Annotated in this window: 23 protein-coding genes; 9 read left to right on the top strand and 14 right to left on the bottom strand. The window is 43.8% G+C overall.

The window, feature by feature from the left end:
• Window positions 1-84 precede the first annotated feature (84 nt).
• A complete protein-coding gene (locus FCL46_RS07860) occupies window positions 85-555 on the bottom strand; it encodes a hypothetical protein (protein ID WP_136807127.1) in 471 nt (156 codons plus the stop codon).
• Window positions 556-1,131: 576 nt separating this feature from the next.
• Between FCL46_RS07860 and FCL46_RS07865 the strand changes: the two genes are divergently transcribed.
• Window positions 1,132-1,671 carry a glycine cleavage system transcriptional repressor gene (locus tag FCL46_RS07865; RefSeq protein WP_167505854.1) on the top strand — a complete coding sequence of 180 codons (540 nt, stop codon included), beginning with the start codon at window positions 1,132-1,134 and terminating at the stop codon, window positions 1,669-1,671.
• A gap of 75 nt (window positions 1,672-1,746) precedes the next feature.
• Here FCL46_RS07865 and FCL46_RS07870 read toward each other — a convergent pair whose 3' ends face one another.
• Together FCL46_RS07870 and FCL46_RS07875 are read right to left on the bottom strand one after the other, a co-directional pair.
• Window positions 1,747-2,652, bottom strand: coding sequence for a HesA/MoeB/ThiF family protein (locus FCL46_RS07870; protein ID WP_136807131.1), 906 nt, complete (start codon window positions 2,650-2,652; stop codon window positions 1,747-1,749).
• 33 nt (window positions 2,653-2,685) lie between these two features.
• Window positions 2,686-3,252 (bottom strand): YajG family lipoprotein, encoded by a 567-nt coding sequence (locus FCL46_RS07875; RefSeq protein ID WP_167505855.1) that lies wholly within the window; start codon window positions 3,250-3,252, stop codon window positions 2,686-2,688.
• 400 nt (window positions 3,253-3,652) lie between these two features.
• On the opposite strand from FCL46_RS07875, the gene FCL46_RS07880 reads away from it, so the two are divergent.
• Both FCL46_RS07880 and FCL46_RS07885 read left to right on the top strand, forming a co-directional pair.
• Window positions 3,653-4,621, top strand: coding sequence for a DnaJ C-terminal domain-containing protein (locus FCL46_RS07880; RefSeq protein ID WP_136807135.1), 969 nt, complete (start codon window positions 3,653-3,655; stop codon window positions 4,619-4,621).
• Window positions 4,622-4,623: 2 nt separating this feature from the next.
• Complete coding sequence (locus tag FCL46_RS07885) at window positions 4,624-4,926, top strand: chaperone modulator CbpM (protein ID WP_136807137.1); 303 nt, start codon at window positions 4,624-4,626, stop codon at window positions 4,924-4,926.
• 310 nt (window positions 4,927-5,236) lie between these two features.
• Here the strand turns inward: FCL46_RS07885 and FCL46_RS07890 are convergent, their stop codons facing one another.
• The 3 genes from FCL46_RS07890 to FCL46_RS07900 all read right to left on the bottom strand — a co-directional run bounded on the left by FCL46_RS07890 (window position 5,237) and on the right by FCL46_RS07900 (window position 8,805).
• Window positions 5,237-6,598: a TIR domain-containing protein gene (locus FCL46_RS07890; protein WP_136807139.1), complete on the bottom strand. Its 1,362-nt coding sequence runs from the start codon at window positions 6,596-6,598 to the stop codon at window positions 5,237-5,239.
• A gap of 310 nt (window positions 6,599-6,908) precedes the next feature.
• A complete protein-coding gene (locus FCL46_RS07895) occupies window positions 6,909-7,490 on the bottom strand; it encodes a 5-formyltetrahydrofolate cyclo-ligase (protein WP_136807141.1) in 582 nt (193 codons plus the stop codon).
• A 40-nt stretch (window positions 7,491-7,530) separates the two neighbouring features.
• A complete protein-coding gene (locus FCL46_RS07900; protein WP_228723350.1) occupies window positions 7,531-8,805 on the bottom strand; it encodes a radical SAM protein in 1,275 nt (424 codons plus the stop codon).
• A gap of 1,001 nt (window positions 8,806-9,806) precedes the next feature.
• On the opposite strand from FCL46_RS07900, the gene FCL46_RS07905 reads away from it, so the two are divergent.
• The 6 genes from FCL46_RS07905 (at window position 9,807) to FCL46_RS28755 (ending at window position 15,554) form a co-directional block, all read left to right on the top strand.
• Window positions 9,807-11,549: an HD domain-containing phosphohydrolase gene (locus tag FCL46_RS07905; RefSeq protein WP_136807147.1), complete on the top strand. Its 1,743-nt coding sequence runs from the start codon at window positions 9,807-9,809 to the stop codon at window positions 11,547-11,549.
• A 615-nt stretch (window positions 11,550-12,164) separates the two neighbouring features.
• Complete coding sequence (locus tag FCL46_RS07910) at window positions 12,165-12,866, top strand: hypothetical protein (RefSeq protein WP_136807149.1); 702 nt, start codon at window positions 12,165-12,167, stop codon at window positions 12,864-12,866.
• 247 nt (window positions 12,867-13,113) lie between these two features.
• Window positions 13,114-13,362 (top strand): GlsB/YeaQ/YmgE family stress response membrane protein, encoded by a 249-nt coding sequence (locus tag FCL46_RS07915; protein WP_136807150.1) that lies wholly within the window; start codon window positions 13,114-13,116, stop codon window positions 13,360-13,362.
• A 412-nt stretch (window positions 13,363-13,774) separates the two neighbouring features.
• On the top strand, window positions 13,775-14,428 hold the full coding sequence (locus FCL46_RS07920) for a flavodoxin family protein (protein WP_136807152.1): 654 nt from the start codon (window positions 13,775-13,777) through the stop codon (window positions 14,426-14,428).
• Window positions 14,429-14,604: 176 nt separating this feature from the next.
• Entirely contained in the window at window positions 14,605-15,252 is a 648-nt protein-coding gene (locus FCL46_RS07925; protein WP_228723351.1) for a Crp/Fnr family transcriptional regulator, read from the top strand.
• A gap of 92 nt (window positions 15,253-15,344) precedes the next feature.
• Window positions 15,345-15,554, top strand: coding sequence for an FmdB family zinc ribbon protein (locus FCL46_RS28755; RefSeq protein WP_136807156.1), 210 nt, complete (start codon window positions 15,345-15,347; stop codon window positions 15,552-15,554).
• 705 nt (window positions 15,555-16,259) lie between these two features.
• Here the strand turns inward: FCL46_RS28755 and FCL46_RS07935 are convergent.
• The 8 genes from FCL46_RS07935 to FCL46_RS07970 form a co-directional block, all read right to left on the bottom strand.
• Complete coding sequence (locus FCL46_RS07935; RefSeq protein ID WP_136807158.1) at window positions 16,260-17,321, bottom strand: alpha/beta hydrolase; 1,062 nt, start codon at window positions 17,319-17,321, stop codon at window positions 16,260-16,262.
• Window positions 17,322-17,353: 32 nt separating this feature from the next.
• Entirely contained in the window at window positions 17,354-18,424 is a 1,071-nt protein-coding gene (locus FCL46_RS07940) for an alpha/beta hydrolase (RefSeq protein ID WP_217909585.1), read from the bottom strand.
• A gap of 160 nt (window positions 18,425-18,584) precedes the next feature.
• Window positions 18,585-19,769, bottom strand: coding sequence for an aldo/keto reductase (locus tag FCL46_RS07945; protein WP_136807160.1), 1,185 nt, complete (start codon window positions 19,767-19,769; stop codon window positions 18,585-18,587).
• A gap of 84 nt (window positions 19,770-19,853) precedes the next feature.
• Entirely contained in the window at window positions 19,854-20,108 is a 255-nt protein-coding gene (locus FCL46_RS07950; RefSeq protein WP_136807162.1) for a hypothetical protein, read from the bottom strand.
• A gap of 335 nt (window positions 20,109-20,443) precedes the next feature.
• Window positions 20,444-21,121 (bottom strand): hypothetical protein, encoded by a 678-nt coding sequence (locus tag FCL46_RS07955; RefSeq protein WP_136807164.1) that lies wholly within the window; start codon window positions 21,119-21,121, stop codon window positions 20,444-20,446.
• A 32-nt stretch (window positions 21,122-21,153) separates the two neighbouring features.
• A complete protein-coding gene (locus FCL46_RS07960; RefSeq protein WP_136807166.1) occupies window positions 21,154-21,822 on the bottom strand; it encodes a flavodoxin in 669 nt (222 codons plus the stop codon).
• Between the two features lie 231 nt (window positions 21,823-22,053).
• Window positions 22,054-22,905, bottom strand: coding sequence for an aldo/keto reductase (locus tag FCL46_RS07965; protein ID WP_136807427.1), 852 nt, complete (start codon window positions 22,903-22,905; stop codon window positions 22,054-22,056).
• 25 nt (window positions 22,906-22,930) lie between these two features.
• Window positions 22,931-23,914, bottom strand: a complete 984-nt coding sequence (locus tag FCL46_RS07970) for an aldo/keto reductase (protein WP_136807167.1) — start codon at window positions 23,912-23,914, stop codon at window positions 22,931-22,933.
• Window positions 23,915-24,284 lie beyond the last annotated feature (370 nt).

Consider the following 24,284-nt stretch of genomic DNA (forward strand, 5'->3'; position numbering starts at 1 on the left):
CTTTTGAAATCCTTGTCAGGATATTTTTAATACAGGGGAGGGAGAATCAGAAGATTATCAGATTGTTCAGTAATAGTGTTGATGCTAATTGCACGCAGAGGTGTTCCTGCAATCGTAATCAGCACAATCCTTAAATCCATCTCTATCGTTATCGACATTATCTGAACATGTTCCTGTCGTATTTTCGTAGAAGAGGCAGACCGGGACATTTGTGCAGTTATAATCAGCGCAGTCTTTTTGGCCGTCTTTGTCGTTATCTACTCCGTCTAGGCACGTTTCGTTTGTGTTTTCATAAGTTGCACAAACAGATGCTTCGGCGCAATCGGAATCGTTACAGTCTGAACGCCCATCACCATCATTGTCAATACGATCATTGCAGGTTGCATTAGAATTTTCGTTCAATTCTCCCGATGCGACCCTTAATGCATGGATGGCTTCCGCCAATCCTTCCTGACCATCGCCATCTATATCATGAGCATGAGCTCTGGTAGCAGATAAAGATAGCAGAAAACAAAGAGTCATCGTGCATAAGAGCGTGTTTACTATTTCTTTCATTGTGTCCTCTTTTAATCTCTGGATGAGTTGGTTTGCGAAATATTTACTACCATTTAGATGATATTCAAACAATACAAATAATTGAAATGTGTCAACGTTTTTGATGTTAGGCAAGTGGGGATTTTGTAGGCTTTTGAGTATCGAAATCGGGTTTTGTTCTAGTATTATTGGGAGTGATATTGGATTTTGCGATTTGAGATACACATTTTACGCGGAGTATGGAATTTGATATGTCCATTGAGGAATTACATTGGAAGGTTTTAGCAAATATCCAGTATTTGCAGATAACAGAGAAGTTTGATTTAGCGCATTAGAGGGCGGTTCAAAAAAACTCACAAACCTGCACCTCAATATCTTCTCACTACTGCTTGCAAGAAAGTGTGGCCGTTATAGGGAAGTAAAAAAAGCATTCATAAGCTATTGGATTAAAGATGTATTAGCGAGAAAAGAAAAATTTGCACCATCCGTATATGGCAGAATTGTCAGGCACAGGGTAAATTACTAGCCTTTTAAGAATAGCCCGATTCGGGAATGAGGTTTTGGGCGAACCGTAAATCGTTATTCGGAGATTACCTGATGAACAAGCGTTATATAATGACAGCATTCGGCGTCGATAGAGTAGGTATTGTTGCAGATGTTACCCGTTTGCTTTACGAAAATAGTTGCAATCTGGAAGATACCACGATGAATCTGCTGGTTGATGAGTTTACCCTAAGTATGCTTTTTTCTTCAGCAGATGAAGATGTTATAGATAACCTGTCTCGTGACTGTCGCAGGCTGGAGATGGAAAAGGGGATCTCTGCATTTATTCGCCCTTTATCTGACCGAAATGGGGAAGTAGCACCTAAATATAACAAATGTACCTTACAGATTGAAGGGCTCGATCAGGCTGGAATAGTCTATAAGACCAGCCAATTTCTCACTGACAACAAGCTGAATATTCTCAATCTCAATTCAACATCGAAACCATCACCGCAGAGTGGTTCGACAATTTATAATATGGATATAGAGGTGGAGATGCCTGCCGGGTTATCGATTGCTCAACTGGAAGAGGATCTTGTAACTGTAGCGGATGATTTGCAACTCGATATTCATCTGACAAATCAGGGGCACTAACTATACCGGTATGTCAAACCTCTGAAGTATTGCAGCTTAAGAACCGGCAAGAATGTTTAAAGCAGGATTCTACAGTTATTCGAATGATACCGTTTCTACGCTGTGATACGTAAAGTCCGCTAATAGTAACCGTTTACGTAATTGAGCGGGTTTACCAATGGCAAGAGCCACAACCTCGGCGCATTCCATTGCGGCTATAGCAATTGCCGCATAAGGGAGTGTGCCAAGAGTTGCCTCGATCCCTTTTGTGCGCGCTTTTTCCGGTATTCCATATATGAGCTGGAGGCCGGGGTCCCCTGGGAAGATAACCGTAACTTGTCCTGAGGTTCCGCCAATGGCAGCAGAAACAAGCGGAATGTCCTCAATTCTACAGCCGGTTTCAAGTATAAATCTATGGGATATTGTGTCGAGGCAATCTACAACAATATCAGCATCAGCAAGAATCTCTGCGCTGTTCTCATGATTGAAATATTTCCTGACCGGGATCACTTCTACTGCAGGGTTTAAGGCAGCAACACGGTTTTCTGCTACCTCCGCTTTCATTTTTCCAAGAACGTCTGTGCTACTCAGAAGCTGCCTGTTGAGGTTGCTGTCTTCGAAAAAGTCACCATCAACCAGTGTGAGTTTACCTATACCAATCCTGGAAAGAATTTCTGTAACCGTCCCGCCCAGACCACCAAGACCAATCACTACTACGTGTGAATTAAGAAGTTTTATCTGGTCTTCATTAGAGAGACTGCGCTGATTACGGGCATAGCGTTCGGGTAGTATATTGTTTTGTAAAGCAGTTATCTGGACTACTTTGTGTGATACTCCTGATGATTTTGAAATGATATCTTCATCTTTAAACATGAGCGAGCGATACGTGGTGTCATCCGGCCGTTTTTTTTCGATAGCGACTTGCTGTATTTTCTCAATCAGCGCTGATTGTGCTTTTGATGGAGAAGCAATAGAGACGTGATTATTTACCTGCTCACTCATGAGTTATGTCCGGTTGTTGTTCGTTTATTGTAATTACTTGCTAAGGATAGCAGAACGAATGTCTTCGTCTTCAAGAATCTGCTCTATGATGTCTTTGAGCTGATTGTTAAGCATGTTTTCGAGAGTAGGAATCTTAGGTCGTGTAGCAGATTCTTTACTTGTTTCCCTGTCATATTTTTTTGTAAGTGTTGCACTGCCATTGGTAATTTGCAGGGTTATACGGCTTTTGGCGTCTGCCTGGTAGAGCATTTTGGGTTTTGTAACAGTAACAAGTAATTCCTTAATATTAAGCAGTATGCGAGCTTCAGATGCCGTTGTGAATGTCATACCCTGATCGAGAAATCCATCAGCAAGCTGCTTGGTAATGAGGGCATGGGGAGGAGTAAGGCTCGGGACACGTAAAATCGGATCATCCCCTATCTTGAATTCAACAATCTCCGGGTGCATCCTTGAGTCTTCACCTCTGATTGTCGCTGATGAGCCGGCATAAATTGTTGATGGATTTCTGGCAATGTTAAGGCTGAGTTTCGCCGTTGCCGGGCGTTTGGATTCACAGCCGGCCAGAAGGAGGATACATATGAGCAGGGCTAGTTTTTTCATCGTCATCTCCAGAGATAGTGAAAATTTATCTGACATAAAGATCTTAACCTGACCTCGCACCAGAATAGTATGATTGTGAAAGAAGGCAAGTCTGTATACGTAGGATGTCATCTGGTTAAAATCGTAGTAACAGTTTGAAATATACCATAATACTGGTGTGGGAAGAAAGGTTAATGCGATAGTTTCGGTCTGGAGGGATATGGATTCATTCATTTACATGATGTGTGGAGTAGCATCATGGTCAATTTTCTTACCAGCCTGCACCTTGAGAGAGATGGTGAGATGAACTATAATTAGTTTTAGGGTCTTAGAGAAGGGAGACCTTTTGGGCTAAAAATACAGTTTGGTTTTAATAACAGTATTCTAACACAAAATCCTGTTTCTGTAGTCTGGTGAGCAAATGAATTACAAAGACTATTATAGTATTTTAGGCTTAAAACGAGATGCGACACAGGATGAGGTTAAGCGTGCATATCGCAAGTTAGCACGAAAATATCATCCTGATGTCAACAAAGAAGCTGAGGCTGAAGTACGTTTTAAGGAAGTTGCTGAGGCGTATGAGGTTTTGAAAGATACCGATAAGCGCGCAGCATACGATCAGTTTGGTGAAAACTGGAAGTCTGGTCAAAATTTCAAGTCACCTCCGGGCTGGGAATTCCGGGATTTTACAGGAAGTCATCGCTCTGCTGAAGCATCCGGGCAGGGGTTCAGTGATTTTTTTGAGGCACTTTTTGGTGGTAGCAGAGGTCGTGCTGAGCAGTATTCGAATCGCAATTTCTCCATGTTCGACGGTGGATTTGCTGATCAGGGACTTGATCTGCGGGCGAAAATTGAGATAACCCTTGAAGAAAGTTTTCATGGTAGCAAAAAATCGATTTCACTGAGTAGAAATCAGGCGAATCCGACAGCCGGCTCCTCAGACTCAACATCGTTACAGGTTACAATTCCCAAAGGGATACTTGAAGGCCAGCAGATACGACTGGAAGGGCAGGGCGAGCGAACGTCATCAAACGGTCCGAGAGGCAACCTCTTCCTTGAAGTTGTCTTTGCCAAACATGACACGTTCAAGGTAAAAAAACGAGATGTTACGATGACGCTGCCAGTCACACCCTGGGAGGCAGCACTTGGTGCAACAATAAAGGTGCCGACTCTGGGAGGAGTTGTGGATCTGAAGCTTCCTCCTGGATCGCAATCGGGTAAAAAATTGCGGTTGAAAGGTAAGGGGTTATCCACGTCTTCGATGTCTGGAGATCAGTATATTATACTTTCTGTTTACACCCCGAAAGCGGAGACAAAACAACAAAAAGATCTGTATAAGAAAATGGCAGAAATTATGCCATTTAACCCGAGACGCATGTTTGGAGTGTAGTGATGACATTTAAGAAAACCTGCACAGTCGTTGATGACTCGGTCACCTTTAACCTTGTAGAGTTGTGTAGAGAGTGCAAGGTGAAGGATGAATTGGTTTACGATATGATTAACGAGGGGATTCTGACTCCAACAGGGGAATCGCCAAAAAGCTGGATATTTACCGGGTCATCAATAAAGAAAGTACAGATAACAGTTCGATTGCAGGAGGATCTGCGGGTTAACCTGCCAGGTGCTGCTCTGGCCATTGAATTGCTCGAAAAAATTGAAGTCCTGAGGGCAAAGGTTGAAGATCCAGAGAGCTGAGACAGCAGGAACATCTACTCTTTGATTTGTAAGGTGATGATACTTAGACCCGGAAAAAAGCATGCGCCGTATGGAAGCTTGGGGGCAGCCATACGACGCATCGGGTATGGAAAAGCGTTTCTCACGATTGCGAATATAAGAAGACTCTAAGAAGACTCGCAAGAAGAAGTTACTATCTATATAATTCCTCCCGATACCTGCTCAAAGAATTTTCTCTATTGCTACCAAGAATGACCTTAGCTTACTCATTTTGTCTGATTACGTTTGTTAATCCCTCAGAATGGGTGGCCTAACAGTTGTCAGGTTGTTTTCAGGACTTTTGGGTTGAACCGCTTTTTATGGCAATGCTGTTAAGAATCACAGGGATTTCATGAAACTCATCCACCCAGATCACACTTAAGCCAAGTTCATTGGCGTCCTGTTCCTCCAAAAGCAGAGCGAGCTTATCCATTGTTGCTTCCGATTGTGTATTTGAAGGAGTTTTTTTGATAATAAAATGGTTAAGCGTCTTTTCAGGATTTTTACGTATTGCCACGTCGAGCAGCCTTCGAAGGTTAGGGTCGGTGAGGCTCAGTCCGATAAACAGACAGGTGTTCTGGCCGAGCTTGTTCAGCTGAATGAGGTTTGACCAACTAAATGGATCAATGAACTGGTTGTGATAGGCATCCTCACTAAACACCACTTCCATGTTTTCAGGTATCGGCCCCTTCCTCGGGAGGAAGCCGTGAACATGGTAGACCGGTAATTCATTCGGCGAATTACGAACACCTTCACCATATATAGCCCTGTGGGCAATATTTTGTTTTTCAAGATTTTCTTCAAGTAGGGCATCAAAATTAAAGGTAATGATCGAATCAAGCGGCTTACCGTCGCGTTGCGGCCTGGAGAGGTCAACAATGGCATCGAGCAGGTCGCTTGATTGCGGGTTAGAGCAATAGAGTGCATCACGTAATTCTTTAAGGAAATCATTTCCAAGGTTGATTTTGAGATAGGTGCCAACAACAAGTGAGGAAGGAGAATATCTGGAATGAAACTTGTTGGCATCAGCCCCGCTCATGGGTAGTGCGTGATCGGTAGACATTCTGGTTATCATGGTGCCGAGAAGCTGCAGTAGCAGATCATTCCAGGATGGTACACCCGCATCAACAGTAACACCTGACCCGCTCACCAGGGTAAGCCGACCATCATGCAGGGCTTTAGCCAGTTCAATAATCTTGTTTTCTCGTGTTTTCGCTTGCTGTTCTCTGTGAATTTCTTTGGAGGATTGCTGGGTTACTTCATTGCGATCCTTTTCGAAAAACTCGATGAGTTTTCTGATTCCATGCTCATGATCTGAGTAGAGATCAATATACATGTATTGCGAGAGGTAGCTGGGGATCGCAACTTTGTCGATTAGTACAGGGATAATCCGTTGTTCCTGGCTTGATAAATCATTGAAGGCAATTGCCGAAAATTCGTGCATGACCCACTTGGATTGCTCTGAATTTCTGCTCAGCAGCAATATCAGTGCGTCCGCTGATTTAATTGTCCTTGAGATTTTCTTTATAAGATTATCGCCATGTTTGATGTTCCATGAATCGAATGTTACATCATGACCAGCTTCTTTGAGCTTGTCGGCGATAAGAGCTGCCTGTTCTTTATCAAGATGAGTGTAACTGATATAGATTTTCATCCAAACATCCCATTAATTATATGTGATATTTTAGCTGTATACAGTTATGGCTGGAATTCGGCGCAAAGCTTTGCTATTGGTAAAAATAATCAATGCATGTGTTCGCTATCAGGGAGAGTCTGCCTGAATTACCGTAATGTTCAATGAACATTACCGATAGTAATAGGTTAGCATGAAATGGTAGGAAAAATACACCTGTCAGAGAGTTAAATGTGCCGCGAAGAAATGCGACACATTTAATCCTAAAGAGTGTGTGTGGTCATGGAGATGCAGGCATGCTTATGCGGGATCAACATGTAATGGTATAAAGTTATCGTTTACCGCGAATGATCCTGGTTTCGGTTATTACATAATCAAGTAATTCATCATGATCCTGCAGGGGCGCGAGTTTAACAATCTGCAAATCAAAAGCAAGGCCTATGCGACAGGCTTTAGGGATTTTCGAAACAAATCTGTCATAAAAACCTCCGCCATAGCCGAATCTACCGCAACGCTCGTCAAAGACTGATCCTGGAAGAATTACAGAATCAATTGTCTCGGGCTCAACAATGTTACTGACACGTATACTCTTATCAGGTTCAGGAATATCGCAATAGCCGGGCACCAGTTGATTTTCCGGGTCGGTGATATGGATGGCATCAAGTCGTCTTTCCTTTACATAGGTAATTGGGACAGAGACTGTTTTGCCGGATTCGATGAGCGTTTTGAGTAAACTCATTGTCTCTACTTCGCTTCTAAAGCTTACATAGAGAAAAATCGATTTACTCTTCACTATTTCCGGCAGTTCAAGTAGCCGGTTTCCTATCGCTTTACTTTTTTCCTGAAGCTCTTCCGGGCTGAGGTTGTTGCGTGTTGCAAGAATGTCTTTACGTAACTGATTTGAGTCGCTCATTGTAATTCTCCAGTGTATAAAGTGCTGATATAATAACCATCTATAACCGCTGGATGATATATAAAAACGTGGGAACCCGACTCAATACCTTGAGTCGGTTGAATCCAAATGTTTTAGAACGTGAAGGCTGGCCGAACTTAAGAGGGGAGAGGTAGACGCAGCCTTTGGGCTTAACCCGTGGCAGGCTTTCACGAACCAGTTCTAAAAAAGCTGGCAGGTGAGTTGCCGGCAGATCGTCATCGATAACAAAATTTGCTGTAATCTCGGTTTTGCTGAATCTGTCGTTAATGTCCTGGATTCGCATGAATGCATCTGTAACCATTTGGGTGGTGATTGGTTTTCCGAGCAAATCCAGGGTTGCCTGGTCGGCGGATTCAAGACCGATATTTATATACACCTCAAAAGGCAGCTGTTGAAGATCTTTAAAAAATGTATCAGGAGTGTTCATTAATGAAGTAACTGAACCAAAGAGAAATGCCTTGCAACCGCTGACAAACGACTGGTTGAAATGAAATTGCTCATAAGCTAATGAGAGCGTGTCTACGATGATTTGAGGCCCTGTCTGCAGCGCATCATGTTCACCAAGAAAGACCGCGTTGTAATTGAGCAGATCCTTATCATATATATTTTTTAAACTGCTTATCTGCGATGTGATTTCCTTGTTCGACTTCGCAGCAAAAGGCAGTTTGTTTTTGACCTCGCAGAATCGACATTTATACAGACAACCGGTAGATATCGTAATAGGGATAACGTTGTAATCAACATGACGGGCATCGGGTGGCAGCACAGTAGATCTGCCCCCGCAAATAGAGAAGAGTCTGTCTGCTTTTTGAGAAAGATCCTGTGAAGTGTGGGTAAGAGCGTTAGTGAGAAAGTCTGAGACATGTATCGGCAAATCAGGTGTGTTGTTGAGGATCGCGCTGAGTGTTTCGGGCCAGGACTGAATGAGATTATCTACTGGCTCATTACTGAATGGGTTTCCCCCAAGCATGCCATTAGTTTTATAGGGCAGGTTGGGGAGATAATATTCTCCTGTGGCTTCGAACACCCCGGTATAGCCGCCAGTGGAGTAGTATATCCAGTCGTTACCCATATTACGTTTAAGCCACTCGTGGGGATGCGGCCAGTCTTTGCCTTTACCTTTGGCCCGTATAATCTCGTTATTTAGATTAAAATGAAGAATGTGATTCTTCGTTTCAACTTCAGTAAAGATACCACTGTGGAGCGGGTAGCTCATTCGCGTATACTGTCTGGCCCCATGTTTGTTGATAGTGACACGAACGTCATCAGAGCTGTAACTTGCAGTAGCGTTCATGAGGGGCATTGAGCGGTGGACAGAGGGCCGATGTGAATGTTTACGGCCAGGTGATATTGGATAGCACAACTACAGGTCATTGCTTGAACTCCTTATGCTGTGTGGTATAAATGAATATTGCGGAACTATAGCAAATTATATTCAAAAGCGCAGGGGAATTGTTTATGCCAAAATGTGTTAAACACCCGGATCGGGAAACGCCGTTCTATTGTTCAAAACATGCTGTGGCGCTTTGCGAGGAGTGCCTTCATTGCCAGGATCCGGAGTTGTATTGTAAATTCAGATCAGCATGCACCATTTGGTTTATATACAAGGAAGAACTACGTAAAAAGAGGCGGGATGAAGAGTAGTAAATTCATAGCAAGCAGGAAATAGAATACGTTAGTCATACTATTTGCCATAACGTAAAGTGTAAATGACCAGAAATGTAGGGGCGGTAGTGATGTTGCCTGTGGTGCAAATACAGTTAGCTTCCGTCCTGAAATGACCCTTATGCTCAATGTCAGCGTTGCGGCTCGAATTAATATCCGCAGAATATCAGCTATATGCATGCGGTGAAAATCTGATCCGCACCTCGATCTTGAACAAAATGCTGAGTTATAGGATTAGAACTAGTTAAGTAAAATTTTCCAATTTCAAAATCTTCAATCAGAAAAAATTCTATTCCTCTTTCCCTCTGTTTTTTTCAATAAAATATTAAATGTCATCTGGCAAGGGACTCAGCTTTATGTTGAGGGAAATTTTCCCAAATACGCCACAAGATTGTGCTACGATATATTATAGATTTGGATCTCCTTGGAATTTTACCAGGAGGCTGCTCAAGAATAGACATTTCTTCTCAAATCAAGGGTTTTTGACAATGACAAGCGAGTCATGTAGTTGATATTTCAACATGTATTGTTGTTGTGATGACGGGGATTTGGGAAAGAAGAGCATTCTTTGACAGCCTTCCAGGCAGTAGTACCCCAGGATGAATAACCTGCCAACGTCGTGAGTAAAACATGCAAAAAAGAATCATTTTTCTCTTCTACATACTTGCTCTGCTTCTAATTCTGCCAGTTGCCAGGGGGGATGCGTATGGGCCATCATACAGGATATTTATTTTACACTCCTATTCCATGGACTTCCGATGGACGGAGGGGCTGCATCAGGGGATAACAGAGACCCTTAAAAATACTTATCCATCTTCACAGTTCCGCGTTGAATTTATGGATACAAAAAATTTTTTTGATGAAGCCTTTCTTAAGACCCTTGCCCAGACATATGCCCTTAAATACAAAAAGGTACAATTCGATGGCATTGTTGTGACAGACAACAATGCCCTGGCTTTTATGACAAGCTATGGAAAAGAAGTTTTTCCTGGAGTTCCCGTAGTGGCCTGCGGGATCAACGACGCGAAGTCACCGGAAGAGGGAAGCAACATCAAAAGTATTATTGCGGAGGAATCGGACCATGGAGGAACCATAAGGCAGGCGTTGAAGTACTGGCCGGATGCAAAAAAACTGTTTGTCCTTTACGATGCGACCCCCACAGGTCGATTCATAGCCAGTGAGGTAAAACAGTCTCTCTCCTCAATAAAAGCCTCTCTCAAAGCCGAATTCATCTCCGACAAAAACCTTGAAGAACTGAAACGATTTGTTTCTACCCGCAAGGCAACGGATCTAGCATATATACTTCCTTTTTTCCGCGACATTACCGGGAATGTATTCGCGGAAGGTCAGGTGGCCAGGGAACTTTCTTCCGTTTCAGCAGTCCCTATCCTGGCTTCCTGGTCCTTTCAGTTGGGCACAGGCGTTATTGGTGGACGAGTCATCTCCCCGAATCATCTGGGAGAGTTGGCGATGCGCACCCTCATGGCGATTCTTGACGGACATACTGTGTCGCCTTTGCAGTCGGACATTTCCGTGTTCGAAAACCGCTATGATTATGAAGTGGTTAAACAGTTTGGTATTCACGAAAAACTTCTTCCTGAAGATGCTACATTCATCAATAGGCCATTATCATTCTATGAAAAGCATCGCGACGTACTGCTGCCGGCAGGTATTGTGATTGTCATCCTTTCTGTCATTACAACGCTTCTATTCCTGAATCTGCAGAAACAACGAACAATCAATGTTACCAATGCCCGTCTGACAGCTCTGGACAAAGAGTTAATCACAACCCAACGGGAGTTGGTGAGCACTCTGGGCGAAGTGATTGAAGTCAGATCACAAGAAACGGGTAATCATGTGAAGCGTGTTGCCAAGATATCACGACTGCTTGGAGAAAAAATTGGATTGAGTAATCATGAGCTTGAAATCCTGGAAGCCGCCTCACCAATGCATGACGTTGGAAAGATTGGTGTTCCCGATAGTATCCTACAGAAAGCGGGAAAGCTGACAGATTCCGAATTTGATGTTATCAAGATGCATACAATTATAGGCAAGGACATTCTGGACTCTTCGGGCCGGGAGCTTTTGAGCATCGCTTGTATCATAGCGCACCAACACCATGAACGTTGGGATGGAACCGGATACCCGGCCGGTCTCAGAGGTGAAGAGATCAGCATTTATGCCAGAATTACAATGCTGGCTGATATCTATGACGCCCTTTCGTCAGATCGGTCATATAAAAAGGCATGGTCGGAAAAACGAATCCACGATTATATTATCTCCGAGCGTGAGAAATTCTTTGACCCCTATCTTGTTGACGTTTTCTTTGAGCATATAGACGAGGTAAGGGCAATACGAACTCGATATCTATAATGAGAATTCGCTCGTGCCTTGCAGTGTGAGACTTGGCCTGTGATTATCCTGCTTTTCTTTTCGATAGGATCTTAACACGAGAAAAAATAATATATTGGAGAGTTGGAAGATGTTGAAATAGGCAAAGCGAAGCCAGAAAATAACCAGTAAATATGATTGACTATGGTACGTTCTTCATGAGTTGTTCTCATCAGAAAACTCGTCATGTGGTTCAAGATTGAGGCGTGTATTAGATTGACCCTAGGATAGCAACGCTGAGATTGAGCAAAAGGGCAGTTTTAGGATGAAAAAACACTAAAAAAGTCTCTTGTAGATCTTGACCTGTCTGTTTCTTGATGCTTCTGAGAATCAAGAAAAATCAATGTTCAGGAATAGGATTAATGTGTAGTTTGTTTAAAATTGGCAGGTTTGCCAGAGGACATTTGCTTTGGTTGTGGACAGAACCGATACCATCTCCAATATGCAGTAGAAAACACGTTATTTTCCAGGTGAGATCGATCTATGGATGACATCCATGATATTTATTTGTGTCAGTTGAGTGAAACAGTATCTTGTGGGGCCTGTTGTGGTTTGTATAATTTACCGAATCTATCACGTGAAAAACTTGAGATTTTGTTGTCAAACCGAACTAAGGATTTCGAGTCTGTCCCCAGAACTGAAGACGGGATTTTTGAATTTCAAAGAAGAAACAAAGCACCACATAGGCTGTCACGACCCTTTCCCCAATTTCACCATTGCCCTTTTTTGGGGTTGATCGGTGGTGAAAAATGGTGCGTTGGTTGCCTGCTCCACCCGGCAATGCCGGGTAACAATGGCGTAGATTATCGCTCTCTGAGCTGGTACGGAGAAATGGCATGCCGCACCTATTTTTGCCCCACAACCAAAAAACTCCCTGGCGTTTACCAATCGATACTTATAGTGGTTATTGATAATTGGTATGATTTCGGACTGATTGTGACAGAGCATTCTTTGCTGACAGCCTATTTCAAGGAAGTTGAATCTCGTCTTGGACGGCGTATCGCAGCAAGTGATTATACGCAGAATTTCCTGGCAAAGAGTGCTTTTAAGGAATTTGCCGAACTGAAGTCCAAATGGCCTTATCGACGGCACGATGCCCCCGGTCCCTGTAACTTTTTCTTTGAAAACGGCCTATATCCCAGGCCAGATGTCTTTCGTGCAACTCCGGATATCCGTCTATCCCCGTATGAAAATATCCTGAGAGAGCTAGATTCCGGCTTTTCATCTGCAAAAGAGATTGAGGCAGCAGACCAGTTATTGGACGATCTGTTTCTTAAAGCCGAGAGGGCATTAATGTAATTACACATCCCTGTGAAAAGAAGGGAAGCGTATGCAAGGGGGCATGTGATTAGATAATCTTCTTAAGATTATAGCATGAGTGACTAACGAGGATCAGGAATGACCTCAAATTGCAGTTTTGCATAAGCTGTAGAGATTGCGAAAGGTGATTTCTTGTTATCGGTTAGTTCAGACGGTATTAAAGTCAACCTCTAGTGGAAATATGTTGACTTTCGAATTACCAAAAATCTAACAAAGGAACATGAAAATGGGCATTCTATCTTGGATCGTAATGGGGCTAATCGTAGGTGTGCTTGCAAAATTTATCATGCCAGGCAAAGACCCCGGAGGATTTATCGTTACCACCTTGATCGGAATAGCGGGTGCTTTTGTGGGTGGGTATATTGGGTCCTTTTTAGGACTAGGGGCAGTTACAGGGTTAAATCTTGGGAGTCTCTTGCTTGCTATTGGTGGTGCTATCATCCTTTTGATTCTATATCGTGTAATAAAGAGATAGTTTCCTTTTTAAAACCAGCAAACACACATCGAATAGCAGCAAGAAAAGTTCACAGGTTTCAAAATCCTGTGAACTTTTACTGTTCTTTGGGTCTATATTTCTCATATAGATATCAAGCTTGTGGTTAAAAGGTAGTTTCTGAGCATCGAGAAAAATCTATGCTCAGGAAGTATCTCTTAGGACAGTAAATTTAAATGTATTAGGTATTTGGCCTCTAGAAAACAAGAGATTCACAGTAGTCACCTTGACCTGAGGTATAACGCATTTAACCAGATGTTCGATTTTGCAAAATCAGTTATTTTTCAGAGATTGTAGCAACTGTTACAACATAGATATCACTCCTTCAGTATATTCACAGAAGTTCAGTATACAGACACAAGCATCAAAGGTCACTTTTTCCAAGGAGTAGAAAATGAAACCACAGGTAATTGGAATTTCCGGCAGCCCTATCAATAACTCAAACACAGACCGAGCTGTCCAGGCAGTACTGAAAAGCACAGGTCTTGAAACAGAATTTATCAAGTTGTCTAAATGCAAGGTGCAACCGTGTATTGCCTGCCTCGGCTGTACCAAAGATAATGTGTGTAAAGTAAAAGACGATTTCCCGGAGATTGCTGACAAGGTGAAACATGCAGGTGCGATTGTGGTTGGAGGATATCCCCCCTATGCGACAATTGATGCTTTTACAAAAGCTTTTCTAGAAAGACTCTTTTCTCTTAGACATCAAAATGGCTTTAATCGTGGAAAACTAGCGGTGACTGTAGTTACTGGTATCGGCCGGGGTGCGCCTGGAATAGATGAGGCAAGTAGTCAAGTTGCTCAGGCGCTCACCATGGAAGGAATGGAAATATTGGGTCAGCTTAAAGTAACTGGCAATGCGGAATGTATGGTTTGCGGCTATGGCCAGAGCTGCCCTATGAGCGCTTTACCGTGGGTCTTTGGTGACGACACAGAAGTTACTCCGGAAAAATTCTGTAAGGTAGAAGATCAGAAAGAAACTTGGCAGCAGGCAGAAAACCTTGGTAAGGAAATAGCTAAGAGGCTAAAAAAACTTCAAATGATGTAATCAGTGGTAGGTATTCATTGTGCTAGAGACATTTTCTTCATTTGTATCAATCTTTACGTACACCTTTCGTGCAATACTAAACAGTTACGCAGCAACATCAAGAAGGATAGTGTGTTAACATGACCTGCCTTTGTGAACAGATCGCCGGTGAAGACATAGAGTTATCTCAGGTTTGCTTGGGGAATCTCTGGATTTTCCAAGACCTTAACCCTAGTGATATCGCAGCTCTGAATCAAAAAGCTCTTCGAAAGAAAATGGCCAAAGGTTCGATTTTGTTTCGGCAAGGCGATACGGCTGATGAAATGTTTCTCATAAAAGGTGGTCGTATGAAGTTATCCAAAATTCTTGAGGATGGTAGTGAACTTACACTCGATATTCGTAAAGCTGGTGATTTTGTCGGTGAAAACATGTTCTCCGATGAAGGAAAATACCCGGTAAGTGCTATATGTCTTCAAGACACATTAACTTGCGGCTTCACTCGTAGTCAATTTGAACAACTCATCACGGATAACCCAAAAGTTAGTCTTCAGATAATTAGAAACTTAAGCAATAGAATTTCATGGCTTACAAGTCGGGTGGGTAACCTGGCTATTACAAATATTGAAGACCGACTTTACGGTGTGCTCTGTAGTGTTGCTCAAGAACACGGAACCAAAAGTTCTCAAGGTATTGCAATCCAATTCCCTCTGACTCATGAGGATTTAAGTTTTTTGACTGGCGCTCATAGGGTTAGCATCACTCGTGCGATGAAAACCCTTAAAAATGCTGGAAAAATCATTCATGACGGCAGAAAACTCATCCTGCCAACATTTAAAGTTGCATGAAATATATTCTTGTGTCTATAGGGATTATAACTCATGAAGATTGAAGAGATTCGACGGGTGACGCCGAAAAAGACTTATTAAAGGAAAGCAGGATGCCCATTTATAAAATTATTTGCAAATCATGTGGAAAGGTCTTTGACAAGATCCTTCCTTCTTCAGACTTGTCCTCTGTCACCTGTAGTGCGTGTGGTAGCCCAGAAATAAAAAGAGTCTTTTCTGAGGTCAGCAGTACGAGTAAAGGCGCAACCACTATTCCCGCGGGTGCACTTTCTGGTAGTTCCTGCAAGTCTGGCTTTTCCTGAAGATGACAATATGAGCCCAGGTTGGGTTCACAGGCTAAGTTTTAATAATCTTCAATCCATAAGGCTGAAATCATGAAATCTACTGGCATGCAATTGCAGCCATGGGGAAAAGAGTTGATCTCAGTTGGTCGGCTTATGGATATGGACAAGGAAGAGTAGGAGCAGCTGTTGAAGATGATGATTGATTTGAGGTTTTAATAATTTTACATAATAAGTGCATGCCAACGTTTTTTTTGGAAAACATTCTCATTGAGACCCTTAACTCCGCGTAATAATTTTTAGTAAACCCTACAGAATATAAAGCGCGAATCTCTAATATGTAGAGATGATGCTCAGGAAGAACTGAACCGCTACGCGAAATGGTGCTAGACTGGTCACTCTAGATTTTTAAGAAGTATCTTCTTGTTGAAGGTATACAGGAAAAACCTTCTATCGGAGGAGGTGATCAGACTAGTCATATTCGTACTGGAAATGTTAAGTTCACTGCTCAGTTACTTCACTGCTCAGTTACCGAGTTTAACTGGTCTTTGGTAATCCCTACTTAGCAGTTACTCCATTTCTATAAGATCTCAGAAAACTTGGTGTTTCTAACCTCTTAGGAAGTATAATCGATTAGTTTCACTGGTAATGGCATGATATTACCAGTGAAAATTCAATACTATGTTGAAGCTGTCCAATAGAGCAAAACAACCTCGCTATTTTCCATTAATCAAGATTTTTGCCAAAAAAGTGTTCAAGCTTTCTTATCGCTTCATTGACATATTTGGTTTTCCAATAGGTCTGGATATGGGTTGCACCGTCAAGCAGAAACAATTCTTTATCTTTGGCATTAGTAGCTAGGTTATATGCTTTTTCGGTCATATACAAAGAGTCAGCTTTGCTTCCCGCCATCATTAACAACGGCTGATTAATCAGATCCATGTTGCTTGCAGCATCAAAGCTCATCAGGTCAAGTAGGCTGCTCATAGTGTATCTGAATGTCGAATTCGGATGTACGTGTGTCTTTCCGTAATAAATAAACCCCTCTCGATAGAGTTCGAAAGGCAGTTTGGCTATTTGTTCATCGGTAAGCTTTGCATCTGCAGCATAGATGATCTCGCCACCTGCGGCCTCCTGCGCCCTTGCATCGGAAGCCGCTTTCAACCTTTCCTGTATGGTTGATACCTGGGAATCCACATACCCGTTGCGTCGCACCAGTCCAGAATCGAACATGCTCAACGTGGCAACTGCTATAAAGCGTTTGTCGGTTTGAGCCGCTTTCAATGAATACCCGCCACCACCGCAGATACCAAGCAAGCCTAATCTGTTTGCGTTAACTCCCTGATACTGTGTAAGGTAGTCTGCCATACCACGAATATCTTCAATTCGATTGGCAGGTTTATCAATATTACGGGGTGTTCCACCGCTGGCTCCCTGGTAGGCAGCGTCAGCGGTGATAGTGATATATCCGTTTTCCGCAAGTTTTTGAGCGTATAATCCAGCGACTTGCTCTTTCACTCCACCGTTCGGGTGGGCAACGACAACCGCAGGGTATGTATTGCCAGGATTATAGCCGGCAGGTGTATAGACATTGGCGGCAATTTCAAGGTCATGGAGTTTATAAGTGACAGGGTGGATATTTACTTTACCCTCAAAATTTTCAGTGATAGCATCCTGATACGTCAACGTATATGGGTTCTGTTTATAATCTGCTGCCAGAGCAGCGGTTCCTACTGAATTGATTGTTACAGCAGCCATTAGTGCTGCACCTAAAACACTCTTTTTCATCTTTAAACTTCTCCAAAAGTAATTTATTGATTTTATTTTAAATTGGAATTGTTTATCCAAAACCCGATCGCATCATTCACCCAACCCGCGGCATCAGTACCAACTCCAGTCCCGAAACCATGCCCAGCATGCTTGAACCTGTGATATTCAACTGTGACCCCTGCACGCTTCAGGTTATGAACACGTCTGTCTACGACTGATGCACTGGCGATGGGGTCATCAGCACTCACCGTAATAAATGTCGGTGGAAAGCCTGGAGAATAAATTGAGTGCCCGGTGTAGGCAATGATCGCAGCACCAGGTTTTGGAATATCAAGACCGCCATAATAGGCTGTACCGTTTAATGCGATATCGCCTACCATCCGTGCTCCGGCAGAGCTTCCCCACAGTGAATACCCTTCTGTTGATACGCCTAGCGTGTCTGCATTATCGACAATAAATGAAATCGCTGCAGCCAGGTCTTCAGAAGCTTTCAGCCCACTTCCTGCTCTGTATTTCAGGACAAATGCGTTAAGTCCATTTTTACTGATTTCGACCGCATGTGGAAACCCCTCATGCAATGATCCGACATAGGAGAAACCGCCTCCCGGGCAAATCACCGCAAAAGGTGCCCCCGGATCACCCCTAAAGAAAAAGAGACCGGCGGAATGTTTGGCAGGATCTTGTCTCTTTTGCTGGCCAGTGTAGAAATCGTAAAAGATTTTACGGCCGGAGGCAGCTTCGTCGATCATGTGATTGAGTGCTCTGACGACCACATCGGGATTCACATGGCTATGATACGGGAGAAGTGACCCGACATTGCTCAAGCTTGTATTAAGCTGCTGTGGCCTGTTATCCCAGGGGAGAAGGTATTCACCAAACCCTTTAAACGCAGGATGTTCCACAACAGATCGAACAGAATCTCCGGTGGTGACATGCTGATAGGACGAATGTGTATTCACGCTCGTTGCTCTACTGTTATGTTGATCCTGCACATTCTGGTCTCCGGTTGCATAACTGGAAAAGAATCCAATCGTAAAGGCAGCCGTTAAGAGCAGTGCTATTGCATGACATCCAGTCATTCTCTCTTTTTTCATAGGTTGATTATTTGCAATATTGCTCATTGGTGACATATTCCATCAGGTAACTGTTGAGCTTCTATGCAGCTCGGAAATTGCGACATGAGACATCATGCTGTCAGGTGCAGCACCTTCACGGTGACATTCATTTGCTGAAATCCGTTGGTGATCCTCTATCCACAAATTGAGTGTGCCCTTGGATCTTTCACCTTTTCGGGGGCGCCTCCACACCAGAAAAGGCCAGCACCCTATCGGGCAGACGTTGGCCGCGCACTTCGATGGCCTTCACCGCCGCATTCAGTTCGGCGATCTCACCACGTGTGAATTGAACCTCAGCCGCGCCGATATTTTCGATCATGTGCGCCATCACCGTCGTTCCAGGAATAGGCACTATCCAGTTTTTTTGCGCGATCAGCCAGGCAAGTGCGATCTGAACAGGAGCTGCATGCTTGCGAACTGCCCAGGTCTTTATCAGATCAACTAATTGCATGTTGTGAGCAAGATTTTCCGGCGTGAATCTTGGCGTGATAGCACGGAAATCGCCAGTTGCGAACCTAGTGTTCGCATCGATCCAGCCAGTGAGTAATTGGCAGTCCAGGGGCCACCAGGGCACAAAGCCGATTCCCAACTCTTCGCAGAGTGGTATCACTTCCTTTTCCGGGTCTCGGGTCGCCATCGAATACTCGTTTTGGATCGCGGTCAGCGGCAACACTGCATGAGCGCGACGAATAGTCTGTATGCCCGGCTCGGAAAGCCCCAAATGCAGAACCTTACCTTCATCCATAAGCTCCTTGACCGCTCCGGCGACATCTTCAATTGGCACCTGTGGGTCAACACGGTGTTGATAGAGGAGGTCAATGCGGTCGGTCCGCAACCGTTGGAGCGACCCTTCCACTGCACGCTTGATACTTTCTGGGCGGCTATTGAGTCCGGGGCCGCGCTCGCCTGTCTCCGGGTCGATGTTCCAGCCGAACTTGGATGTGATCCTCACCTTGTCTCGAAACGGCTCGATTGCCTCACCGAGAATCCGCTCGTTTTCGAAAGGCCCATATGCCTCTGCACAGTCGTAGAAGGTGACGCCGCGATCGTAAGCTTCGCGGATGATGTTTATCATTTCCGGACGGTACGGCACCGTGGTCGTGTACTTGCGGTGCATGTTCTGGACGCCGAGACCAATGCTTGACACCTCAAGTGAACCAAGCATACGTTTCCCCGGTTTTGCATAACCCGTGGAGCTCTGTTCTTCGCGTTTTGGTGAAGCGGTAGCAAGACCGGGCAACATTGAGGCTGCTATCACACCTGCCACACTTGCCCCTGCTGCGATAAATGTGCGTCGATCCAGTGCTGTAATGTTGTTCTCTTTAACGGGGTCATTTTGTTTGTTACTCATATCAGTATTCCTTCTTGTTTTAACTAATTTATCGCCTGTCAATGTTCAGGGTGCTAGGAGGCTGTCCGAGAATTAGGGTTTTTGTCAAAATCGAGATATTTTCAAAAAATAAGCACTGCCATGTAGTTGATATTGCGAGCAATGCCTCTTTGTAAGAGGCAGTTGGCGGGCATTTTCCGGGATCTGGTAAAACGTGTAGAGGTAGTCGCCATGGAGGGTTAGCGCTCCTGTTGCAGAGAGATCTTTTGGGTCAAATTGACCTGGACAGGTGATGACCGTTCCACCTGCTGCAAAACTTCCCTGCTCCTTAATTGTAAGTGTTCCATTCTGTGTGCTCACACCGTTCATAGCGCATGAGGACGCAAGCAGATGAGAATCAGGACTTGAGCATAAAGCAACTTGGGTTTGTTTAGTTTCATATCTGCACTCCTGTTAATTCAATGGTTAATTTCATTGTTAATTAGCTGGGAATTGCAGTATTCAGCCAAGTTAGAAATCTCTTTATAATGAACTAATATAGTGCCTGTAGTGCTGACAGCGGTAGATTGATACTATGGAATAATTGCCCAATAATGCGAGCAACGTCACTTTTTTCCTTCTCAAGACTCAATGTCATCATAGTTTTTCGGTATAGATCAAGTTTTCTCTCACTAAGCCATTTGGCTATTGCTGAATCACGATAATCGAAAGAACTGCTCTTTAACCAAACGCATCAGCCAATAGGTCAAAATGGCATAAAGGGAAAAAATCGACAGATTCAGTAGGCAAAAGGTTACCACTGTCTGGTCCGGCAGATAGTAGTTCTCACTTGGCAGCATAAAGAGCTTGGAAGCCATTTCTCGCGAAAAAGATGCATATACCCCACCTCCGACAGGCAATGTTAGCGAAATAGCTATTGTTTTTATATACTTGTCACAGGATATCGTTGGTATCAGGCGACAGAGCCAGTTATGGATACGCTTCCATAACAGGCCAACATGCATGCCTGCCACCACTAGGAGCCAGCAGGAGAGGGTGGCATGGATGAACAATATGCGCTTACTTCCCTCTATGCTGTCAAAGGTAATTACGGTCCGGGAGATAAAAAATGCACACCATAGAACGGCTATAAAGATTCCAGCTAAAGTAAGATTTATAAGAAGATTAAGCCAACGTCTGAAAGAGTAATGCCCTTTAAAAACCGCTAAAAACCAGTGTCGATTAATGCCAATGTGAATGGCAATAAAAAGCAGCATGATGGTTCCATTCCACTCATGAAAACGATTGCCTGTATACAGATTGGCCTGGGAGAGTACAAAAGTGGTAAGCAAAATCAGATCAACAATCAGGCGGGGTACTATTTTATTCCTCATTACAATCTCTAGAGAAGAATTTGATTGACCATCTATGCTTTCTCTTTAACCCAGCGGGTGACTTCTGGAGCAGCCTCAGCCACCACATCCCGGCTGACAGTATACCCATTTCGCACTACCTCTGCCTTTGGCTGTAGATCGGCAATGGTGCGAATGGTGCCGGAGAACCCGCTGCCACCATGAGTGCTGAACGGAATTATTCGCTTGCCAGAGAAATCATATGTTTCCAGAAAGGTATAGAGAATCATTGGCAGATCAGCCCACCAGTTAGGATAGCCGAGGAAAATGGTGTCAAAATCCTGAAAATTTTCCAACGGTTTTGCGATGGCAGGGCGATAATCCCGCATCTGCTCGATTTTGGCCTGGGCTATGAGTAGCTTATGATTCAGGGGCCATGGATTCACTGGTTCGATGCGGAAGAGCTCGGCACCAGTTGCCTTGGCAATCACCATGGCCACATACTGGGTATTCCCCAGCACTTTGCCGTTAATGACTACCGTACTGTTTGCCTCGTCATCGCTCATGTTATGTGGATTCAGGGTCTCAGGCCAGGAGAAGTAGACTACCAGGGTTTTCCCACTGCCGGACATTGCGGCCAATGCATGACTTGCGCTCTCGGGAACAGCACAGGCGGCAATGCCCAGTGCCAGGGTTTTTAGAAAAGTACGACGTGATGGTTGGATGATATGTGTTTCTCTCATAGTATTTGTTTTGCAGGTATTTTAACGATAGAAAGTGAACATGGAGAGCATGTTAAAGGGCGTTCCTGAGGTTCAATCTGTATTATTCAGCTAAGTTAGAAAGCTCTTTATAATGAACTATAATAGTGCCTGTAGTGCTGACAGCGGTAGATTGATACTATGGAATAATTGCCCAATAATGCGAGCAACGTGACTTTTTGCCTTCTCAAGATTCTATGTCATTATAGGTTTTTATAGATCAAGCTTTCTTTCCCCAAGCCATTTGACTATTGCTGGGTCACGGTGATCGAAAAAACTGCTCGTTGCCTGATCAAGTGTTGAAATACGCTCCATATCTTCATCACTCAATTTGAAGTCAAAGACGGAGGCATTTTCGAACATTCGCTCCTTACGAACCGATTTAAAAATAATGACGACACCTCTCTGAATAAGCCAGCGCAGAACAACCTGAGCTATGGATTTTTCATATTTATTGCCGATCGACTGCAACATTTCGTTGGTGAAAAGATTATTCCTGCCCTCGGCAAAAGGCCCCCATGATTCAATCTGGATATTATTTTCTGCCAAGAACTTATGTGCTTTGACCTGCTGGCAGAATGGGTGGGTTTCAATCTGGTTGACAGCAGGAACCACTTCATTGTGAATCATTAAATCCATAACCCTGTCTGGGTGAAAATTGCTAACACCGATTGCTTTAACCCTGCCTTCTCGATAGAGGTCCTCCATTGCCCGCCATGCTCCATACACATCTCCGTATGGTTGATGGATGAGATATAAATCCAGGTAATCCAGTTGCAGTTTGCTTAAGGATTTTTCAAAAGCAATTTTCGTGCTCTCATAGCCTGTATCCTCAAGCCACAACTTAGTGGTAATAAATATTTCTTCTCTGGGAATACCACTCTGTTTAATGCCATTTCCTACAGCGCTCTCATTAAGATAGGATGCCGCTGTGTCAATCATACGATATCCCGTCTCCAGAGCGTCTAAAACAGTTCTTTCACATTCTTTTTTGTCGGTAATCTGAAAAACTCCAAAGCCAAGCATGGGCATTTCAAAACCGTTATTTAAAAGTACTTTTTCCATCATTATCCCTTCATTTACTCCCGTGTTATTTTCCTACTCTTTTTGCATATTCAGCAGGATATCGGTCACCTGCTATATCAATATCGTTAAGTGCTGTATTGATATCACTCAGCTCATCTACTGTCAGTGCAGTGTTCGCCGCACCAAGATTATCCATAAGACGATCGAGCTTCCGGGTTCCAGGAATGGGTACGATCCAAGGTTTTTGAGCCAGTACCCATGCAAGGGCTATTTGAGCTGGGGTTGCGTTTCTGGTGAAGGCGATCTGTTTCACCAGGTCAACCAACACCTGATTGGCGTCAAGATTCTCTGCCGAAAAACGCGGAACAATGCTACGGAAATCAGAGCTGTCAAAAGTCGAATTCCCGTCAAATCTTCCGGTCAGAAATCCCTTGCCAAGGGGGCTGAACGGCACAAAGCCAATGCCCAGTTCTTCAAGAGTCGGTAACAGCTCTTCTTCAGGCTGACGCCACATCATCGAGTATTCGCTTTGAACTGCAGCAACTGGTTGCACCGCGTGACCACGCCTGATGGTTTGTACCCCAGCCTCGGAAAGGCCCCAATGGGTGACCTTACCTTCCCTGATTAAGTCCTGAACTGTTCCTGCCACTTCTTCTATCTCCACATTCGGATCGACACGATGTAGGTAATAAAGATCAATAACATCTAGTTGCAACCTTTTGAGCGATCCCTCAACTGCTTGCCTGATGGTAGCAGGCTTACTGTCTAGAATCTGTTTGCCGTTCTCTATCTGTATTCCGAATTTTGTGGCAATGGTTACTTTGCCTTTGAATGGAGCTAGTGCTTTACCGACCAGATCTTCGTTGGTGTACGGGCCATATACTTCGGCGGTATCAAAAAAAGTGACTCCGTTATCAACAGCTTTAGTGATCAGCTCAATCATTTCTTTTTCATTTGCCGCTGGACCATAACCGTAGCTCATCCCCATGCAACCCAGACCGATGGCTGAGATCTCCAAGGCACTGTTTCCAAGTTTACGCTTCTGCATTTTGTTCTCCTTTTATTTGTCGAGGATTACATCACCAAGGAAATATCCCGTCGATCTGCAACCCTTCCGGCTGATTTCAAGTTGTATACCTGGAGGACTGATGCTGGATACCCTAATGCTTTGCGAACAGGAACCGGTAGATCAATCCTGTTCAATTATTGCCTGATAATATGAAGGAGGCTAAATTTGCCGGTGCACTTAGGAAAACAGGAATGAAAATCTTTGGGGAGCAATGGGGAAACAGCCTGGACAGATAGACGGACAGAAGGGACACTTTAATTTCCACCCTTCGGAGAATCAGGCAATAATGCAAGAGTAATGGTCTATCACTGATTTACGACAAGCCATATATTGGAATAGTAAGAAAAAC

Origin of the sequence: Desulfosediminicola flagellatus, from assembly GCF_005116655.2 — a bacterium.
Taxonomy (GTDB): Bacteria; Desulfobacterota; Desulfobulbia; order Desulfobulbales; family Desulfocapsaceae; genus Desulfopila; species Desulfopila flagellata.

What these genes read in the sequence shown, in the direction of transcription:
- FCL46_RS07860 (WP_136807127.1), bottom strand. Translation starts at nt 555, where the DNA reads ATGAAAGAAATAGTAAACACGCTCTTATGCACGATGACTCTTTGTTTT.
- FCL46_RS07865 (WP_167505854.1), top strand. Translation starts at nt 1,132, where the DNA reads ATGAACAAGCGTTATATAATGACAGCATTCGGCGTCGATAGAGTAGGT.
- FCL46_RS07870 (WP_136807131.1), bottom strand. Translation starts at nt 2,652, where the DNA reads ATGAGTGAGCAGGTAAATAATCACGTCTCTATTGCTTCTCCATCAAAA.
- FCL46_RS07875 (WP_167505855.1), bottom strand. Translation starts at nt 3,252, where the DNA reads ATGAAAAAACTAGCCCTGCTCATATGTATCCTCCTTCTGGCCGGCTGT.
- FCL46_RS07880 (WP_136807135.1), top strand. Translation starts at nt 3,653, where the DNA reads ATGAATTACAAAGACTATTATAGTATTTTAGGCTTAAAACGAGATGCG.
- FCL46_RS07885 (WP_136807137.1), top strand. Translation starts at nt 4,624, where the DNA reads ATGACATTTAAGAAAACCTGCACAGTCGTTGATGACTCGGTCACCTTT.
- FCL46_RS07890 (WP_136807139.1), bottom strand. Translation starts at nt 6,598, where the DNA reads ATGAAAATCTATATCAGTTACACTCATCTTGATAAAGAACAGGCAGCT.
- FCL46_RS07895 (WP_136807141.1), bottom strand. Translation starts at nt 7,490, where the DNA reads ATGAGCGACTCAAATCAGTTACGTAAAGACATTCTTGCAACACGCAAC.
- FCL46_RS07900 (WP_228723350.1), bottom strand. Translation starts at nt 8,805, where the DNA reads ATGAACGCTACTGCAAGTTACAGCTCTGATGACGTTCGTGTCACTATC.
- FCL46_RS07905 (WP_136807147.1), top strand. Translation starts at nt 9,807, where the DNA reads ATGCAAAAAAGAATCATTTTTCTCTTCTACATACTTGCTCTGCTTCTA.
- FCL46_RS07915 (WP_136807150.1), top strand. Translation starts at nt 13,114, where the DNA reads ATGGGCATTCTATCTTGGATCGTAATGGGGCTAATCGTAGGTGTGCTT.
- FCL46_RS07920 (WP_136807152.1), top strand. Translation starts at nt 13,775, where the DNA reads ATGAAACCACAGGTAATTGGAATTTCCGGCAGCCCTATCAATAACTCA.
- FCL46_RS28755 (WP_136807156.1), top strand. Translation starts at nt 15,345, where the DNA reads ATGCCCATTTATAAAATTATTTGCAAATCATGTGGAAAGGTCTTTGAC.
- FCL46_RS07935 (WP_136807158.1), bottom strand. Translation starts at nt 17,321, where the DNA reads ATGAAAAAGAGTGTTTTAGGTGCAGCACTAATGGCTGCTGTAACAATC.
- FCL46_RS07940 (WP_217909585.1), bottom strand. Translation starts at nt 18,424, where the DNA reads ATGAGCAATATTGCAAATAATCAACCTATGAAAAAAGAGAGAATGACT.
- FCL46_RS07945 (WP_136807160.1), bottom strand. Translation starts at nt 19,769, where the DNA reads ATGAGTAACAAACAAAATGACCCCGTTAAAGAGAACAACATTACAGCA.
- FCL46_RS07955 (WP_136807164.1), bottom strand. Translation starts at nt 21,121, where the DNA reads ATGAGGAATAAAATAGTACCCCGCCTGATTGTTGATCTGATTTTGCTT.
- FCL46_RS07960 (WP_136807166.1), bottom strand. Translation starts at nt 21,822, where the DNA reads ATGAGAGAAACACATATCATCCAACCATCACGTCGTACTTTTCTAAAA.
- FCL46_RS07965 (WP_136807427.1), bottom strand. Translation starts at nt 22,905, where the DNA reads ATGGAAAAAGTACTTTTAAATAACGGTTTTGAAATGCCCATGCTTGGC.
- FCL46_RS07970 (WP_136807167.1), bottom strand. Translation starts at nt 23,914, where the DNA reads ATGCAGAAGCGTAAACTTGGAAACAGTGCCTTGGAGATCTCAGCCATC.